Consider the following 15,912-nt stretch of genomic DNA (forward strand, 5'->3'; position numbering starts at 1 on the left):
AGCAAGTACCCTATGAAAATCAACCTTTGGATTGTTCTACTTGCCCTATTTATTTTTTTCCCATCCATAGCACAAGAAACGATTGCAGTACCAGCCGCAGAAACGGCTGCTATAAATGATATTGTTTCACAAAACACCAATCACATTCAACCTAATGCAGGTTTTAGCTTAAATAGCTTAGGCCGCGGCATATTGGGTATGGCTGTACTTTTACTCATTTCATTTTTATTCAGTTCAAATCGCAGAGCCATCAACTGGAAGACCGTTGGTATTGGCCTTACATTGCAATTAGTTATTGCCATAGGCGTGCTGAAAATTCCATTTATTCAAAGAGTATTTGAGTCCATTGGCGAAGTTTTCATTAGTATTCTGGGATTTACCCGTGCAGGAAGTAAATTTCTGTTTGAAGGACTTGTGGTTGACACCGGTACTTTTGGTTATATTTTTGCTTTTCAGGTATTACCTACCATCATTTTCTTTTCAGCACTTACCTCATTACTATTTTATTTGGGAATCATCCAAAAGGTAGTGAGAGTACTAGCTTGGATGCTTTCAAAAACTCTAGGTATTTCCGGAGCGGAAAGCCTATCTGTTGCTGGAAACATCTTTTTAGGACAGACCGAAGCACCATTATTGATTAAAGCTTACTTGGAAAAAATGACCAAGTCTGAAATTCTTCTAGTGATGATAGGTGGAATGGCTACCGTTGCCGGAGCTGTTTTAGCTGCCTACATTGGTTTCTTAGGGGGAGAAGATAAAGTATTGCAATTGGTTTTTGCCAAACACCTTTTAGCGGCATCGGTTATGGCCGCACCAGGCGCTATTGTAATTTCAAAAATATTATACCCACAAACAGAAGCAGTAAATACAGAGGTGGCAGTATCTTCTGAGAAGATTGGCTCTAATGTTTTGGATGCTATTGCTAACGGTACCACAGAAGGTTTGAGATTGGCCGTCAATGTTGGGGCCATGCTTTTAGTTTTTGTGGCTATGATTGCCATGTTAAACGGAATTTTAGATTGGATTGGCGATTTGACTTCCTTAAACCAATGGGTCGCTCTCAATACATCATATGATAAATTTTCGCTAGAGGCCATTCTTGGGACCATCTTTGCTCCACTAATGTGGCTTATTGGTGTTGCTAACGAAGATATTATGCTCATGGGGCAACTCTTGGGGATTAAGCTTGTAGCCAGTGAATTCGTAGGGTACATCCAGTTAGCTGAACTAAAAAATATGGCTACAGGAGCTAGCTTTACCTATAACAAATCTGTGATCATGGCAACGTATATGCTTTGCGGGTTCGCAAACTTTGCATCCATAGGGATACAAATTGGTGGCATTGGTTCATTAGCTCCAGGACAACGTAAAACTCTTTCAGAATTTGGCCTTAAAGCTGTTCTTGGTGGTTCTATAGCTTCCTTGTTATCTGCTACTATAGCAGGTATGATTTTAGGTTAAATCAATATTCTTTACTTCAACTGAAAATATTTTGGTTAATAAATCTCTAATAACTACAACGAGTAGTCTTTGAGCTTTTACCAACAAAATTCTATTTTTGCCCCACTATGAAACAATACCACGATTTACTAAAGCACGTACTAGATAACGGTAACCAGAAAGGAGACCGCACAGGGACAGGAACTTTAAGCGTTTTTGGACATCAAATGCGTTTTGACCTAAGTAAAGGTTTTCCTATGGTAACTACTAAAAAGTTACACCTGAAGTCTATTGTCTATGAATTGCTTTGGTTCTTGAAAGGTGATACAAACATCAAATACCTTCAAGAAAATGGTGTACGTATCTGGAATGATTGGGCAGATGAGAATGGAGACTTGGGCCCTGTTTACGGCCACCAATGGCGTAACTGGAACAATGATGAAATTGATCAGATTAAAGATGTTATTGATTCTTTAAAAAATAACCCTAACAGTAGACGTATGTTGGTTTCCGCTTGGAACCCGAGTGTACTACCCGATACGTCAAAATCGTTCTCTGAAAATGTAGCCAATGGTAAAGCAGCGCTTCCCCCATGTCACGCATTTTTTCAGTTTTATGTTTCTGATGGCAAGCTTTCATGTCAACTGTATCAACGTAGTGCAGATATCTTCTTAGGCGTGCCTTTTAATATTGCCTCCTACGCTCTATTCACTATGATGATGGCACAAGTATGTGGTTACGAAGCTGGTGAATTTATTCACACTTTTGGTGATGCCCACATCTATAACAACCATATGGAACAGGTAGAATTGCAATTGAGTCGTGAAACTCGTCCGCTACCCAAAATGATTATCAACCCTGAAATAAAAGATATTTTCGATTTTAATTTTGAGGATTTCAGTTTAGAAGATTACAACCCTCACCCACATATTAAAGGAGCTGTTGCAGTTTAAAGCTATATCATGAAAATTTCTATATCTATTTTTGTTTTGATGTTTTCCTTTTTTTCTTATTCACAAGAAAATGAAAATTCAATTTACTTTCCACAGGAACAGTTAATTCATCCAGAATGCGATAACGCTGATGATAAAAATGCGTGTTTGTATAATATACTTGAAAAACAAGTTCTTGCTATATTGAACACCAAGAAGAACTTGAAACTAATCAAAAAAAGCAAAAAAGATACGCTTGCCGTCAATTACACCCTAATAGCAACTGACGAAGGGCTATTAAATCAAGAATCAAGTTATACCCACATTAATAGTAGAAAATTATCTGGAAAAATCGAACCAGATTTAAATCAAACACTCAAAGAATTTCCGAAATTCAAAACTCTAAATCGAAAAAGCAAAGACCTAAAATCCAAACATTTTTTATGGTTCAAATACTTAATTCAAGATACAGCTGAAGGTACTACGCTAAATTTAATTGAAAATAAAAATTGTTACAAAGGTGGAATTATTGAAACTATTCCGATATTTCCCGGCTGTGGTAATGCAGATAATTCAGAAAGTAGAGATTGTTTCAACAAACAAATGCAAAACCACATTGGCAACCATTTCAATTACCCAATCGAAGCTCAAAAAAAGGGTATTAAAGGAAAAGTAAGTATAATCTTCACTATTGGAAAAGATGGAGCAGTAACTGATATCAGGACTCGGGGACCACATCCTATTCTTGAAGCAGAAGCAGTTAGAATAATTAAACTACTACCACAATTAGGACCTGGCACACAAAATGGAAAAGCAGTTGAAGTCCCTTTTTCTATACCTATGACATTTAAACTTGACTAAAATTTTAAATTGTAGATTTAGTAACTCTTTATGAGCTTGAAACCAGTACAATTATATTTTCTACATCTTTAAAAGATTATAACGACATACTCATAGAAAAGGAGCTGTTGCCGTATAGCGTTCACCAAAAACACTATTGAGTCCATTGCGTACTTTCTATAATCCTTATATTTATAAGATATTAGAATTGTTATGACATTGACCGATTCCCTCGTTGATTTTTTTTTAGAGACCCGCAAACACACTGAAAATATTTGCGAACCTCTAGAAATCGAAGACTATGTAGTGCAACCTATTGTAGATGTTTCTCCACCAAAATGGCATCTAGGTCATACGACTTGGTTTTTTGAAGAATTTATTCTTAAGCCCCATTTTAAGGGCTATATGATTTTTGACGAAGATTTCTCCTTTGTATTCAACAGCTATTATGAAACTGTAGGCAAACGCGTGGTGCGTTCTGACCGTGGCAATCTATCAAGACCGTCGGTAGAAAGTGTTTATGCATACCGCACGCATGTAACTCAAGCCATTAAAAATCTATTTAGCGCAACACAATCTCAAGAATTATATGACCTATTGGAAATAGGCATACATCATGAGAAACAGCACCAAGAATTACTTTTAACTGACATTAAATTTATTCTAGGTAACAACCCCTTGCTCCCAATCTATTCTGACAGTTTTACAGAACACCCTATTGAAACTGAATCCCAAGAATGGATTTCTATGGACGAGGGTATTTACGAAATTGGTCATAACTCTAACGCGTTCTGTTATGATAATGAGCTGGGCAGGCACAAGGTATATTTACATCCTTTTAAAATATCGCGCAATTTAATTACCAATCAAGAATATATTGAATTTATAGAAGCAGGAGGCTATAAAAAGTTTGACGTCTGGCATGCCGAAGGTTGGGATTGGGTGAATCAAAATGGAATTTCTGCTCCCTTATATTGGCATTCAATTGATGGGGTTTGGCATAATTATACACTAAACGGACTTCAGAAAGTTACACCCAAAGCTCCTGTTACTCATATTTCATACTTTGAAGCGTTTGCTTTTGCACAATGGAAAGGATGCCGTCTTGCTACTGAATTTGAGTGGGAAGCCGCCCAAACTAATTTCTCTTGGGGCCAACGATGGGAATGGACCGAAAGCGCCTACCTACCCTATCCCTTCTACAAAAAAGCGGACGGAGCTCTTGGAGAATATAACGGCAAGTTTATGGTAAATCAAAAAGTATTGCGAGGAGGATCTGTAGCAACTCCCATACGCCACACAAGACCTACCTATCGTAATTTCTTTCAGACTAGTCTAAGATGGCAATACACCGGATTACGATTAGCCAAATAATTTTTATATCATACGTATAGTTTTCTGATAATTTCCGACTTAAACAGCATGCAAAAATCAACCAAAGCAATTTTTACAACCCAATTTGAAGAAGAAGTTCATGCTGGGCTGACTGATTTCCCCAAACATTTATCATCTAAATACTTTTATGATGAAAAAGGAGATAAGCTGTTTCAGGATATCATGCACATGCCGGAATACTATCTGACACAAAAGGAATATGATATTCTTTTGAACCATACGGCAGAAATATCAGAGCTCTTTGCTTCGGGAAATCCTAAATTCAAACTTATTGAATTAGGGGCCGGTGATGGTAAAAAGACTAAAATTCTGCTAAAATACTTATCTGAAAACGGTTTCGATTTTAAATACCAACCTATAGACATAAGTCAGAATGTACTTAATGGTCTGGAAAAATCACTCCAAAAAGAATTACCTAATGTTACGGTAGAACCTCAACAAGGCACTTATTTTGAAGCCTTAGAAGAAATAAATTCAGAAAACGGAACTAAGAAGGTTATTCTGTTTTTAGGCTCAAACATTGGAAACTTACTTCATGAACAGGCTATAGATTTTCTTAAAAGTGTTCAAGAACTCATGCAAGATGAAGATCTGTTTTTCATAGGTTTTGATATGAAGAAAAACCCGCAAACTATACTAGACGCCTATAATGACCAGACCGGTATTACAGCAGCATTTAATAAAAATGTTTTAGCTAGAATCAACAATGAGCTAGGTGGCAATTTTGATTTGGATAAATTTCTTCATTGGGAAGTGTACGACCCAGAAACCGGTACTGCAAAGAGCTACTTAGTGTCTAAAGAAGACCAGACTGTAAGTATTGACAGCTTAGACGTACTAATTGATTTTAAACAATGGGAGACAATACACACTGAAATCTCTCAAAAATACGATGATAAAGTAGTTGCTTGGCTGGCAGAAGAAGCTGGTCTAAAAATAGAAACAGAGTTTTCCGACTCAGAGAAGTTCTACAAGAATTTTGTGCTGAGAAAAAGATAACAATACTTCCTCATTAAAACTTAATGATCATGTGCCATCTAAAAGTTGGCCCCTTAATTTACTTGATATGAAAGCAATTTGGAACGGTACGGTAATAGCCGAAAGTGATGAAACAGTAGTGGTAGAAAACAATCATTATTTTCCTGCTGAAAGCATCAAAAAAGAGTACTTTAAAACCAGTCAAACACATACCACTTGCCCGTGGAAAGGCCAAGCCCATTATTACACGTTAGCGGTAGAAGGTAAAGAAAATGCTGACGCGGCATGGTATTACCCAGAAGTCAGTCCGCTTGCCAAAGGTATTAAAGGACGTGTTGCTTTCTGGAAAGGAGTTACTGTAGAGGCATAAGAAACACAACTAATAACTTAATTGATTATAAAAAAAGCCGGAACATGAAAATGTTCCGGCTTTCTATATTTATCTAACGAAAAGATTATAGATCCAGAACGGCATTCTCGCCACCTGCAAAATCATTCCATTGGTAACGATCAGCTTCTGCCTCGTTTACATAGTTTCCGTCTACTATATACTTGAATTCAAAAGAAGTTTCTTTAGGAAGCTCTATAGTACCTTTAAAGCTACCATTTTTTAATTTCTTCAATGCACTTGCCTTGTTAGCTTTCCAATTGTTGAAATCACCTACAACTGCTACTTTTGTTGCTTCTTCCGCAGGAACTGTAAAAGTTACTTTACACACGGGTTTTGTTTTTAAATACTGTTTTGAAATTGCCATTATGTATTATTTTAAATTGATTTTTGGTTTCCTAATTAGAAGGCAAAACTAATATATTAAAATGCTCATATACAATGATTAACGCATTTTTATCATTTTCGCAATATTCACTTAACAAATAGTGTGTAGACGTAAAAAAAGCGTCTATATTCTTTACTTTATCAAGCTCTATATTGCTGTCCTTAAGATTTTTACAACCTCATTAATATCTTCTTCGGTGTTATAGAAATGAAAACTAAATCTAATACCTTCACCACGCTGCGAACAGATGACTCCGTTCTCGGTTAATTTTTGAAAAAGAGCGTTATCTCCCTTAATATTAAATATGGTACTATGGTCTTTCCTTCCAACAATTACCTTAGACAAAAGATCTAATTGACCAAACTCTTGTTGCGCCTTGCTAGAGAGTTTTTTTAATTGCTCGTCAATTGATTGTTTACCTAAAGTATTTAAATACTCTAAAGAAAATTTTAAACTTCCAAAAGTTAACGTATCCAAATGCCCTGGCTCAAAATGATTAGCAAACGGTATTCTATCTCTAGCCCCTAAATCATGTCTTGAAGCATTAAAACCTATTACACGTACGTTAAATATTTCCTCAACTCCATCCTTAAATAACATAAATCCATTTCCGTAGCCGGATAACAACCACTTATATGCACTTGCTCCAAGAACGTCTATTGGTGAACTTTCAAAATCAAAATTTTCAGTTCCGCAGAACTGTGTCCCATCCGCAATAATCTTCAAGTTAGGGAATTCCGATTTAATTTTTGTAAGAAAATTCATATTAATTTTAAATCCATCAGTCCACTGAACTAAACTTAAAGCCAATATGGATATATCATCTTTCCTAATTGTATCCAAAATGTCCTCCTCTAAATTCTCGTTCAATTCTACATAAGAGACTTCAAAACCCCTATATTCAAAAGACCAGTTCACAGACGGATAATCGTCTTTTATTAAAAGTACTTTATGCTTTCTATCCAATCCTTCCAGAAGCATATTTAACCCAAGCGAGAAATTTTGAACTAAGGATGTGTTCTCTTTTTTCGCACCAAAAAAATTAGCTACAGTTTCGCGAGTTTCCGAAATCGTTTTCATAGCCACTTTGTTTCTAAAGTTACTACCTCCTATTAAATAATCTAAGTCATGTTCTTGCCTCCACTCCATTAAATCATCACTAAGTAATCCTGCCGAAGCAGTATTTGCATATATGTACTGACTTAGAACAGGAAAGTGTTTTCGGGTATTTTTCATCTGGTATTTTCTGTGTCGGCAATTGCCTTATCTTTGTAGACTAAAGGTAACGATTCGTATGTTCTCTAAAAACAAAAACCGGTCTGAAGTAGATCTTGAGCAACACGAAATGCTCGAAAACGCCCAAACCCGCATCAAGCAAAAGAAGCGTCTATATGTTCATTTTGTAATCTTTCTTATTGGTAGTGTCTTTATGATTCTAATTAATAAGATTCTAAAATATGGTGACACCTATGATTGGTTTATCTGGTGTATTACCTTCTGGGCCTTCTTATTTATCATTCATGCTTTTAATGTTTTTATCACACAAAAATTCATGGGTAAGGACTGGGAACGCGCTCAACGTGAAAAACTTGTAGCCAGACAAAAGAAACGTATTTCAGAAATACAAAAAGAGATAGAGACCGATTTTCCGCTTGCTAAAATCAATAAAAAAATTGAACCATGAACAATACCATAGCCATGATTGCAGCAGCGGCCGAAGATAATGCTCTAGGCAAGGACAATGACCTTCTGTGGCATTTACCGGATGACTTTAAAAGGTTTAAAAGCCTTACCTCTGGCCATACCATTATTATGGGCAGGAAAACATACGAGAGTTTCCCTAAGCCACTTCCAAATCGCAAACATGTGATAATTACAAGGGATAAAAACTACACCGTAGATTACGACGCATGTGTTGTGGTGCATTCCTTACCTGAAGCTTTGGAACTTGTAAAAGATGAGCCGTTATCCTTTGTAATAGGAGGCGGTGAAATTTACAAATTGGGAATGGAGCTAGCCAATAAAATTGAACTTACCCGCGTACATGGGAGTTTTGAAGATGCGGATACATTTTTTCCAGAAATAGATGAAACTATCTGGGAGCTTGCTACCGAGCAGTACCATCCAAAGGATGAAAAACACAAATACGCGTTTACGTATCTTACCTATTTAAAAATCTAGTTGATTTACCGAGATATTAGCAGCTACGCCTTCAACAAAGTTTTTTAATACATCTGGATTTACATTGGTATAAAACTGATGCTTTACAAGTTTTTCCGAAGTATTCAGGATATCGTTTTTTTCTAAAATAGCTTTCACTTGCCTAGCTACGGCCTCACCTGAATCAATGATTTTTACGTGAACCGGTAACATCCTTTTTAACACAGGAATTAAATACGGATAATGCGTACAGCCCAACACTAAGCAATCCATACCCTGATCAAGCATTGGTTCTACATAGGTGTTCAAAAGCAACCTGGTTTCTTCCGCATCTACTTTACCGTTTTCTATTAACGGGACTAAACCTGTACCTTCTTGCTCTATTACTTTAATACCATGGGCATGGTTTTCAGAAGTACTATGAAAAAGGCTACTAGAAAGCGTTCCCTTTGTTGCCAACACACCAATTGTCTTAGATTCGGATTGTAATGCAGCCGGCTTAATTGCGGGCTCTATGCCTATAAAAGGCAAGTTGTAATTTGCTCTTAAGTATGAAATAGCATTTGTTGTTGCCGTATTACAGGCAACAACAATAATCTTACACCCCTTCTCTAACAGAAGGTCTGTGTTCTTGATGCTAAGTTGAAGAATCTCTTCTTTGGATTTCTCCCCATAAGGTGCATTCTTACTATCCGCCAAATAGATGGTATTCTCATTGGGCAGTAATTTTTGAATTTCTTTCCAAATGGAAGTTCCTCCTACCCCTGAATCAAAAACCCCTATTGGTTGATTGCTCATAGTTATCTTTTTATTCTAACACCTGAACTATAGGAGTTCCCGTAGCTCCGCTCGGAAATGCAATCCCCAACAATGCAGAAACAGTAGGCGCTACGTCATCTATTTCAGTCCTTTCCACCGTGCTACCCTGTTTAATTCCCGCTCCATAAAAAAGTAATGGAACATGCGTATCATAAATCTGGGGAGAACCATGGGTAGAACCGGTTTTAGGGTACGAAATGGTAAGTGGAGACAACACTAATAATACATCGCCTGAACGCTTTTGGTTATAGCCATTTTGAAGAATATAAGGAATACCATGTGTATAATCATTCTGCCACATTTGGTATGCAGTATATGTACGATCTATTCCTTTATAGGTCAACAGCTCCTTAGCTATAGCTTCCTGAACCTCTTGAACACTTAAATCTAAATTCTTAATAATTTTATGATCTAGGAAATATTGGTAATTTGAAAAATTCTTAACGATATCTGTCGTACCATAGTTAAACTCTAAAAACTGATTAAAATTAGCTTTCATACTATCCCAATCAATATAATCTGCTGGTATTTTCTGGTCCTTTAGGTATGAAGGAACATCAATTGCCGCATGATCCGCTGTCAAAAACACCGTATAATCCCCTTTACCCACTTTACGATCCAATTCTTTAAATAATCGTTCCAAATCTTGATCCAATCGTAAATATGTATCCTGCACCTCTTTGGAATTTACTCCAAACTTATGACCTACATAATCTGTACTAGAAAAACTAACTGCTAAGAAATCAGTTATATCATCAGACCCCAACTGTTCAGCTTCCAATGCAGCTATAGCAAAGTCTGCTGTCATACTATTACCAAAAGGAACTGCTTTTAGCATCTCATATTTTCCATTCTCATCCCAAAGCTTTGGTATGTTATGCGGAAAAACAGAAGACTTCTCCCCCTTAAACAAACCTTCATAAGCATTATCGTCGACACCACTTTCAACGTAATCCTTAATATCTCTTAAAGTCTTCCAAGGTTTTTTATAAGCATCAAACGATTTTTCCGCATTGAATTTTTCAACCCAACTAGGCAACTTATCCATATAGTAAGAACTCGTAATCCATGAACCATTACTAAACCAATAAGCTCCGTTGGCCGTATGACCACCAGGCAATACAGCTCCCCTATCTTTCAAAGCAATAGCTATAGTTTTTCCTCGCATTTGGGTATGCAACCTAAGTTCGTCCGTTATGGTGGTTACAGCCATTCTGTGTGGCGACATTTTTCCGGCATCAGAAGTAGTCCCTACGGAATTGTAAGTAGAGTCCCCAGCGCAATAGACGTCAGTCTCCGTAGTTTTATCATACCAATCATTACCAATAATCCCGTGCATGGCTGGCGTTGTACCCGTATATACAGATGTGTGACCAGGACCAGTACTAGTAGGCGCATAGTTATAATGATTGTTCTTACAGTTGAATCCTTCGTTCACCAAACGTTTAAACCCATCATCACCATATTGATCCCAAAAACGGGTGATGTAATCATACCTCATTTGATCCACAATTATACCAACTACCAGTTTTGGATTGGTTTTTAAAGGTGCTTCAATTTGTTCTTTAGATTTTTTCTGACCGAAGGAATTGGAAGGTAAAAAAGCGATTGTAAATACTGAGAAAAATAAGATGAAATAATTCTTGCACATAGTTGTTTTGTTGAGATAACAAAAGTAAAGAAATTCCCCTTTTAAACTAAAAATGCAAGTTAAATGAAATCCTTTATTGCTATTTTTGTTAGGATATACCTATTTTCATCCCATGAAACACCTAGCATCGATTGGCAGATATGCCATTATGATAAAAGAGGTCTTTAAGAAACCTACAAAATGGCGCATTATGAAATCGCTCATTTTGAAAGAAATAGACGAACTCATTTTTGGATCACTGGGTATCATTATTTTTATTTCGTTCTTTATAGGGGCGGTAATAACTATACAAACCGCCTTGAACCTTACCAACCCAATAATTCCAAAATACCTTATTGGTTTTACTGCAAGACAATCACTGATTTTAGAGTTCTCACCAACCTTTGTCTCTATTGTCATGGCAGGTAAAGTAGGGTCTTACATTACATCAAGCATAGGTTCTATGCGTGTGACCGAACAGATAGATGCCCTAGACGTTATGGGTGTAAATGCACTCAACTACCTTGTTTTTCCTAAGATTATTGCAATGCTTTTTTACCCGTTTGCCATAGCCATCTCCATGTTCGTTGGTATTTCTGGTGGATGGATTGCAGGAGTTTTTGGTGGGTTTCTTACCAGTGCCGACTTTGTTGAAGGTCTTCAGTTAGACTTCTCCCCATTTCAAGTTACTTATGCTTTTATAAAAACATTAGTGTTTGCATTTGTTTTGGCTACAGTACCATCTTATCATGGTTTTTATATGAAAGGTGGGGCATTAGAAGTGGGTAAGGCTAGTACAACTGCTTTTGTATGGACGAGCGTTGTAATTATTGTATCAAACTACATACTCACTCAACTCTTATTAGGCCAATGATAGAAGTAAACGACATACACAAGTCTTTTGACGACGCCCATATTCTTAAGGGGATTACAACAAGTTTTCAAAAAGGGAAGACCAATTTAATTATTGGACAGAGTGGATCTGGTAAAACCGTTTTCCTTAAATGCCTTTTAGGTCTTTTTACTCCTGAAGAAGGTACTATTAGTTATGACGGAAAAATATACAACGATCTTACTGACGCGGAAAAAAGAGACTTACGCCAAGAGATGGGTATGGTTTTCCAAGGTAGTGCCTTGTTTGATTCTATGTCTGTTGAAGGCAATGTAAAATTTCCTCTAGAGATGTTTACCAAACAGTCTAAGTCTGAAATGCAAGACAGAGCGGATTTTGTTCTAAAACGAGTAAACCTTGTTGATGCTCATCATAAGTTTCCTTCTGAAATTTCTGGTGGAATGCAAAAGCGTGTAGCTATTGCACGTGCCATTGTAATGAATCCAAAATATCTTTTTTGCGATGAACCCAACTCAGGCCTTGACCCTAAAACGGCTATCGTAATAGACAACCTAATTAAAGAAATCACGGAAGAATATGATATCACCACGATAATCAACACTCATGACATGAACTCGGTGATGGAAATAGGTGAAAAAATTCTTTTCCTAAAGGATGGATTAAAAGCTTGGGAAGGTACTAATAAAGAAATATTCAAAACCGATAACGAGACCGTTACCGATTTTGTGTATTCTTCTGATCTCTTTAAAAAAGTACGTCAAATGTACATTGAGGAGAGAAATTAGATTTTACTTATTCTATTTAGAAGTTCCGCGTAATTGAATGGTAGTATCTTTCAATCGCACTTTTAACCATTCGTAAACCCTCTTGTTTTCTGCTTCAATTTTACGGGAAGCTAAACCTTGTTTCCATTTCACTTCAAAAATAGTTAAGGTATCCGTCTTATTGAAATCGGTAATTACCGCATTATCATATTGCAACGAAACTAAATCTTCATAATTAGCCTTTGCCTCAGCGCTTATATCATGAAAAGGTATTTGCTTTTGTTGGGAAGCGTTCTTTTGCAAACGCGTCACCTCAGCTTCTAAAAAAGCTATTTTTTCGGCTTTACCGGACAATTGGTTTTTCTGGGATTCATAAAGCTCATTAATATATTTCAACTGATCCACTTGCTCATTCTGAGAACCTTGAATAACATGTAGTTCTGTATCGGCTAGACGTTTATAATCATCGTCTTCCTTTAACATCGTATCCCATGTAGAAATTATATTTGCCGGTATAATTTCATTACCCATACAAACCAATTCAATCATTGGCTTTTCTCCCTTATTATATTTAATACTAGTAAAATTATCTAGATATCTTCCACCGCCAGTAAATTTATACTTCCCTATTGTTGCGTTTACAAACTCATTTGCTTGCTTCTTAAACATAGACTCTTGAAAAGCCTCATAGAAAGTCATTCCCGCAGGAATCATTACCAATAAAGCTACAATAGAAGCAATACGCGCAATACGTCTTCTCTTTGCAGAATTAGCATAACGTACCATTGGAAACTTCAAAAGTTTTATGGTTAAAAAAGTTGCTAGAGCAATGAATATTGTATTTATCGTAAACAAATACATAGCCCCAACAGCGTAATCCAGATTACCTATTGCTAGACCAAAACCAACGGTACAAAGGGGTGGCATCAAAGCCGTAGCAATAGCCACACCAAAAATAACACTCGCTATAGTACCCTTTTTTGCCCTCGCAATCACCAGTGCCAAACCACCAAAAAAGGCGATAAGCACATCACGAATGTCCGGCGCAGTACGGGCAAGAAGTTCTGAAGATTCATCTTGAATAGGAAAAAACTCAAAGAACAGGTATGCAGTCAATACACTGAGCACCACCATTACCGCAAAATTCTTTAGCGACCGTCTTAATGTATCAATATCATTAATGGCCAAAGACATCCCTAGACCTAAAATTGGCCCCATTAGTGGCGAGATTAACATGGCACCAATTACCACTGCGGTAGAGTTTGCATTCAATCCAATAGATGCAATAAAAATAGAACAAATCAAAATCCACGAGGTATGCCCTTTAAAGGGGATATCCGCAATTATAGCCGCTTTAGTGGCCTCTTGATCTGTATTCTCACGAATATCCAATAATTCACGCATGAACCTTCGTAAGCTTTCCCAAAGACCTTTGGCATCCTGCTTAACGGCCTCTTGGCTCTCTGTTGGTTCCTCTGTAGGCGTAATATTATCTTGATTCAATTTATCGCTCATATTGTACTTTTAGGCATACTCATCTCCATATGCATCTTTAACCTCTCCCAGCACTTTTTTAATATCCTGTTCTTTCGATTTTGGATATATTAAAAGCACCTCTTCTTTGTCTACGATAATATAATCATTAAGACCGTCTACAACAACCACTTTGCCTTTTGGAGACCTAATCATGTTTCCGGAGGCGTCTGCTGTAATGACTTTACTATTTACTATGGCATTATTGTTTTCGTCCTTATCCAACTTATCGTATAAAGAGCCCCACGTACCCAAATCGTTCCAATCAAAAGTTGCTGGAAGTACAAAAATGGATTTAGAATTTTCCAAAATCGCATAATCTATAGAGATATTCTCTGCTTTTGGGTAATTCTCTTTTATAAACTCTTTTTCTTCGCTTGTATTGTAAGAAGACATGCCTGATTCAAAAAGTGAATACTGCTCAGGTTGATAGTTTTTAAAGGCATTCACGATAGTTTTAACACTCCACATAAAGATTCCTGCATTCCACAAGAAATTACCTTGAGCTAAAAATTCCTTCGCCGTTTCGTAATTAGGTTTCTCTCTGAACTGATTTACCTTCTTAATCTCTTCCGCACTTTCTTTTTCAAATTCAATATAACCAAAACCAGTATTTGGAAAAGATGGTTTTATACCTAACGTACAAAGCACATCTTCTTTCTCACATTTCTCAAAACAAGTAATAACATCTTTGGCAAAAGCATCTTCATCCTCAATCCAATGATCACTAGGCGCAACAATCATAACGCCATTTTCGTTCATTTTTTGAATCTTCAATGCGGCGTATAAAATACAAGGTGCCGTATTTCTCATAGCAGGCTCCAAAACCACTTGGTCTTGCTTTACTAACGGAAGTTGCTCTAAAACCAAATCATTATAACGTTCATTGGTCAAAATGAGAATATTCTCAGTAGGCACAAATTTATTAAGACGTTTAAAAGTTTTTTGGATTAAAGTGTCCCCTGTACCCAACATATCATGAAACTGCTTTGGGTAAGATGATGTACTAATTGGCCAAAATCTTGAACCGACACCACCGGCCATTAAAACTGCGTAATAATTTTTGTTCTTCATTTCTTTGTTGCTATTAAACCGAAAGTCAAGGGACTTACCTAGTTCTTATTTAAAGTTACTTATTTTCTTGTTCTTAACACTATTTCCTACAAACATCATTCAAAAACTAATTCAACCTCAGCATTGGGCTGAAAAAGATACATACGACCGGTAGCTACCTCTACACATTCATAACGCTTTACTCTTCTATTTCCCATTTTGTATAATTTTCCATTATGTATACGAAAAATACTACCTAAAGGAACTTCAAAAACGTAAGTTCTATTTGTTTGTTGTTCATCAAAATGCTTCAGGGCTATTGACAACCTGGCATCTGTACTACTACTTGCTTTAGGATTCTTAAAATGATTAGCTAAAAGAGGCAACAATTGAGTAGGGAATATTTCAGGTCGAATAAATGGTAACATCAGATATTGAAAAATATGTTTCCATTCTGCCCCATGCGGTTTTATACTTCTACCATACTTTTCAAAAGCTACTAAATGAGCAATTTCATGTATTAACGTTATTAAAAACCGATATTTATTGAGATTTGCATTTACAGTTATTTGATGCATTCCGTTAGGCATTCTGCGGTAATCGCCATGACGCGTGACCCTTTCATTAACCACTTTCAAGTTTACACCTGTTTTCTTGATCAACTCTAAACACGAATCAATAGCCCGTTCGGGAAGATATTTCTGTAGCACATTTCTCACTGCGGACAAAAATAAGTTAA

At 36.6% G+C, this 15,912-nt stretch carries 17 protein-coding genes; 10 read left to right on the top strand and 7 right to left on the bottom strand.

All coding sequences use genetic code 11. The annotated features are described in order from the left end of the window. Positions 1-12 precede the first annotated feature (12 nt). The 6 genes from HW347_RS12210 to HW347_RS12235 all read left to right on the top strand — a co-directional run bounded on the left by HW347_RS12210 (position 13) and on the right by HW347_RS12235 (position 5,955). On the top strand, positions 13-1,461 hold the full coding sequence (locus HW347_RS12210; RefSeq protein WP_214612090.1) for a NupC/NupG family nucleoside CNT transporter: 1,449 nt from the start codon (positions 13-15) through the stop codon (positions 1,459-1,461). A 107-nt stretch (positions 1,462-1,568) separates the two neighbouring features. Beyond that, positions 1,569-2,393, top strand: a complete 825-nt coding sequence (locus HW347_RS12215; protein WP_214612091.1) for a thymidylate synthase — start codon at positions 1,569-1,571, stop codon at positions 2,391-2,393. 9 nt (positions 2,394-2,402) lie between these two features. Continuing rightward, entirely contained in the window at positions 2,403-3,233 is an 831-nt protein-coding gene (locus HW347_RS12220; protein WP_214612092.1) for an energy transducer TonB, read from the top strand. A gap of 192 nt (positions 3,234-3,425) precedes the next feature. After that, complete coding sequence (egtB, locus tag HW347_RS12225) at positions 3,426-4,586, top strand: ergothioneine biosynthesis protein EgtB (protein ID WP_214612093.1); 1,161 nt, start codon at positions 3,426-3,428, stop codon at positions 4,584-4,586. A 48-nt stretch (positions 4,587-4,634) separates the two neighbouring features. Beyond that, positions 4,635-5,606 carry an L-histidine N(alpha)-methyltransferase gene (egtD, locus tag HW347_RS12230; RefSeq protein WP_214612094.1) on the top strand — a complete coding sequence of 324 codons (972 nt, stop codon included), beginning with the start codon at positions 4,635-4,637 and terminating at the stop codon, positions 5,604-5,606. Positions 5,607-5,673: 67 nt separating this feature from the next. Then, positions 5,674-5,955 (top strand): DUF427 domain-containing protein, encoded by a 282-nt coding sequence (locus HW347_RS12235; protein ID WP_214612095.1) that lies wholly within the window; start codon positions 5,674-5,676, stop codon positions 5,953-5,955. 85 nt (positions 5,956-6,040) lie between these two features. On the opposite strand, the gene HW347_RS12240 is transcribed toward HW347_RS12235, so the two are convergent. Both HW347_RS12240 and HW347_RS12245 read right to left on the bottom strand, forming a co-directional pair. Continuing rightward, complete coding sequence (locus HW347_RS12240; RefSeq protein WP_214612096.1) at positions 6,041-6,340, bottom strand: isoamylase early set domain-containing protein; 300 nt, start codon at positions 6,338-6,340, stop codon at positions 6,041-6,043. 168 nt (positions 6,341-6,508) lie between these two features. Continuing rightward, complete coding sequence (locus tag HW347_RS12245) at positions 6,509-7,597, bottom strand: aminotransferase class V-fold PLP-dependent enzyme (RefSeq protein ID WP_214612097.1); 1,089 nt, start codon at positions 7,595-7,597, stop codon at positions 6,509-6,511. A 58-nt stretch (positions 7,598-7,655) separates the two neighbouring features. Between HW347_RS12245 and HW347_RS12250 the strand changes: the two genes are divergently transcribed. Both HW347_RS12250 and HW347_RS12255 read left to right on the top strand, forming a co-directional pair. Then, the gene (locus HW347_RS12250; RefSeq protein WP_214612098.1) at positions 7,656-8,045 is read left to right on the top strand and encodes a 2TM domain-containing protein; all 390 of its coding nucleotides are present in this window, start codon (positions 7,656-7,658) and stop codon (positions 8,043-8,045) included. Beyond that, complete coding sequence (locus HW347_RS12255) at positions 8,042-8,542, top strand: dihydrofolate reductase (RefSeq protein ID WP_225901913.1); 501 nt, start codon at positions 8,042-8,044, stop codon at positions 8,540-8,542. Before HW347_RS12250 ends, HW347_RS12255 begins: the two co-directional genes overlap by 4 nt. Here HW347_RS12255 and murI read toward each other — a convergent pair. Together murI and pafA are read right to left on the bottom strand one after the other, a co-directional pair. Beyond that, positions 8,531-9,319 (bottom strand): glutamate racemase, encoded by a 789-nt coding sequence (gene murI, locus HW347_RS12260; RefSeq protein ID WP_214612099.1) that lies wholly within the window; start codon positions 9,317-9,319, stop codon positions 8,531-8,533. The two genes, HW347_RS12255 and murI, sit on opposite strands and share 12 nt — an antisense overlap. Before the next feature lie 10 nt (positions 9,320-9,329). Then, positions 9,330-10,991: an alkaline phosphatase PafA gene (gene pafA, locus HW347_RS12265; protein ID WP_214612100.1), complete on the bottom strand. Its 1,662-nt coding sequence runs from the start codon at positions 10,989-10,991 to the stop codon at positions 9,330-9,332. A 112-nt stretch (positions 10,992-11,103) separates the two neighbouring features. On the opposite strand from pafA, the gene HW347_RS12270 reads away from it, so the two are divergent. Together HW347_RS12270 and HW347_RS12275 are read left to right on the top strand one after the other, a co-directional pair. Beyond that, a complete protein-coding gene (locus HW347_RS12270) occupies positions 11,104-11,844 on the top strand; it encodes an MlaE family ABC transporter permease (protein ID WP_214612101.1) in 741 nt (246 codons plus the stop codon). Then, on the top strand, positions 11,841-12,608 hold the full coding sequence (locus HW347_RS12275) for an ABC transporter ATP-binding protein (protein WP_214612102.1): 768 nt from the start codon (positions 11,841-11,843) through the stop codon (positions 12,606-12,608). Before HW347_RS12270 ends, HW347_RS12275 begins: the two co-directional genes overlap by 4 nt. A 12-nt stretch (positions 12,609-12,620) precedes the next feature. Here the strand turns inward: HW347_RS12275 and HW347_RS12280 are convergent, their stop codons facing one another. The 3 genes from HW347_RS12280 to HW347_RS12290 form a co-directional block, all read right to left on the bottom strand. Further along, positions 12,621-14,102 (bottom strand): DUF389 domain-containing protein, encoded by a 1,482-nt coding sequence (locus tag HW347_RS12280; RefSeq protein ID WP_214612103.1) that lies wholly within the window; start codon positions 14,100-14,102, stop codon positions 12,621-12,623. 9 nt (positions 14,103-14,111) lie between these two features. Then, complete coding sequence (locus tag HW347_RS12285; protein WP_214612104.1) at positions 14,112-15,194, bottom strand: mannose-1-phosphate guanylyltransferase; 1,083 nt, start codon at positions 15,192-15,194, stop codon at positions 14,112-14,114. A gap of 95 nt (positions 15,195-15,289) precedes the next feature. Continuing rightward, positions 15,290-15,892 carry a SprT-like domain-containing protein gene (locus HW347_RS12290; RefSeq protein ID WP_162524571.1) on the bottom strand — a complete coding sequence of 201 codons (603 nt, stop codon included), beginning with the start codon at positions 15,890-15,892 and terminating at the stop codon, positions 15,290-15,292. Between the last annotated feature and the right edge of the window lie 20 nt (positions 15,893-15,912).

It is taken from the genome of Zobellia barbeyronii (genome assembly GCF_018603515.1).
GTDB lineage: Bacteria > Bacteroidota > Bacteroidia > Flavobacteriales > Flavobacteriaceae > Zobellia > Zobellia barbeyronii.

What these genes read in the sequence shown, in the direction of transcription:
- HW347_RS12275 (WP_214612102.1), top strand. Translation starts at nt 11,841, where the DNA reads ATGATAGAAGTAAACGACATACACAAGTCTTTTGACGACGCCCATATT.
- pafA (WP_214612100.1), bottom strand. Translation starts at nt 10,991, where the DNA reads ATGTGCAAGAATTATTTCATCTTATTTTTCTCAGTATTTACAATCGCT.
- HW347_RS12255 (WP_225901913.1), top strand. Translation starts at nt 8,042, where the DNA reads ATGAACAATACCATAGCCATGATTGCAGCAGCGGCCGAAGATAATGCT.
- HW347_RS12220 (WP_214612092.1), top strand. Translation starts at nt 2,403, where the DNA reads ATGAAAATTTCTATATCTATTTTTGTTTTGATGTTTTCCTTTTTTTCT.
- HW347_RS12250 (WP_214612098.1), top strand. Translation starts at nt 7,656, where the DNA reads ATGTTCTCTAAAAACAAAAACCGGTCTGAAGTAGATCTTGAGCAACAC.
- HW347_RS12285 (WP_214612104.1), bottom strand. Translation starts at nt 15,194, where the DNA reads ATGAAGAACAAAAATTATTACGCAGTTTTAATGGCCGGTGGTGTCGGT.
- HW347_RS12280 (WP_214612103.1), bottom strand. Translation starts at nt 14,102, where the DNA reads ATGAGCGATAAATTGAATCAAGATAATATTACGCCTACAGAGGAACCA.
- HW347_RS12245 (WP_214612097.1), bottom strand. Translation starts at nt 7,597, where the DNA reads ATGAAAAATACCCGAAAACACTTTCCTGTTCTAAGTCAGTACATATAT.
- HW347_RS12210 (WP_214612090.1), top strand. Translation starts at nt 13, where the DNA reads ATGAAAATCAACCTTTGGATTGTTCTACTTGCCCTATTTATTTTTTTC.
- egtB (WP_214612093.1), top strand. Translation starts at nt 3,426, where the DNA reads ATGACATTGACCGATTCCCTCGTTGATTTTTTTTTAGAGACCCGCAAA.
- egtD (WP_214612094.1), top strand. Translation starts at nt 4,635, where the DNA reads ATGCAAAAATCAACCAAAGCAATTTTTACAACCCAATTTGAAGAAGAA.
- murI (WP_214612099.1), bottom strand. Translation starts at nt 9,319, where the DNA reads ATGAGCAATCAACCAATAGGGGTTTTTGATTCAGGGGTAGGAGGAACT.
- HW347_RS12235 (WP_214612095.1), top strand. Translation starts at nt 5,674, where the DNA reads ATGAAAGCAATTTGGAACGGTACGGTAATAGCCGAAAGTGATGAAACA.
- HW347_RS12215 (WP_214612091.1), top strand. Translation starts at nt 1,569, where the DNA reads ATGAAACAATACCACGATTTACTAAAGCACGTACTAGATAACGGTAAC.
- HW347_RS12240 (WP_214612096.1), bottom strand. Translation starts at nt 6,340, where the DNA reads ATGGCAATTTCAAAACAGTATTTAAAAACAAAACCCGTGTGTAAAGTA.
- HW347_RS12270 (WP_214612101.1), top strand. Translation starts at nt 11,104, where the DNA reads ATGAAACACCTAGCATCGATTGGCAGATATGCCATTATGATAAAAGAG.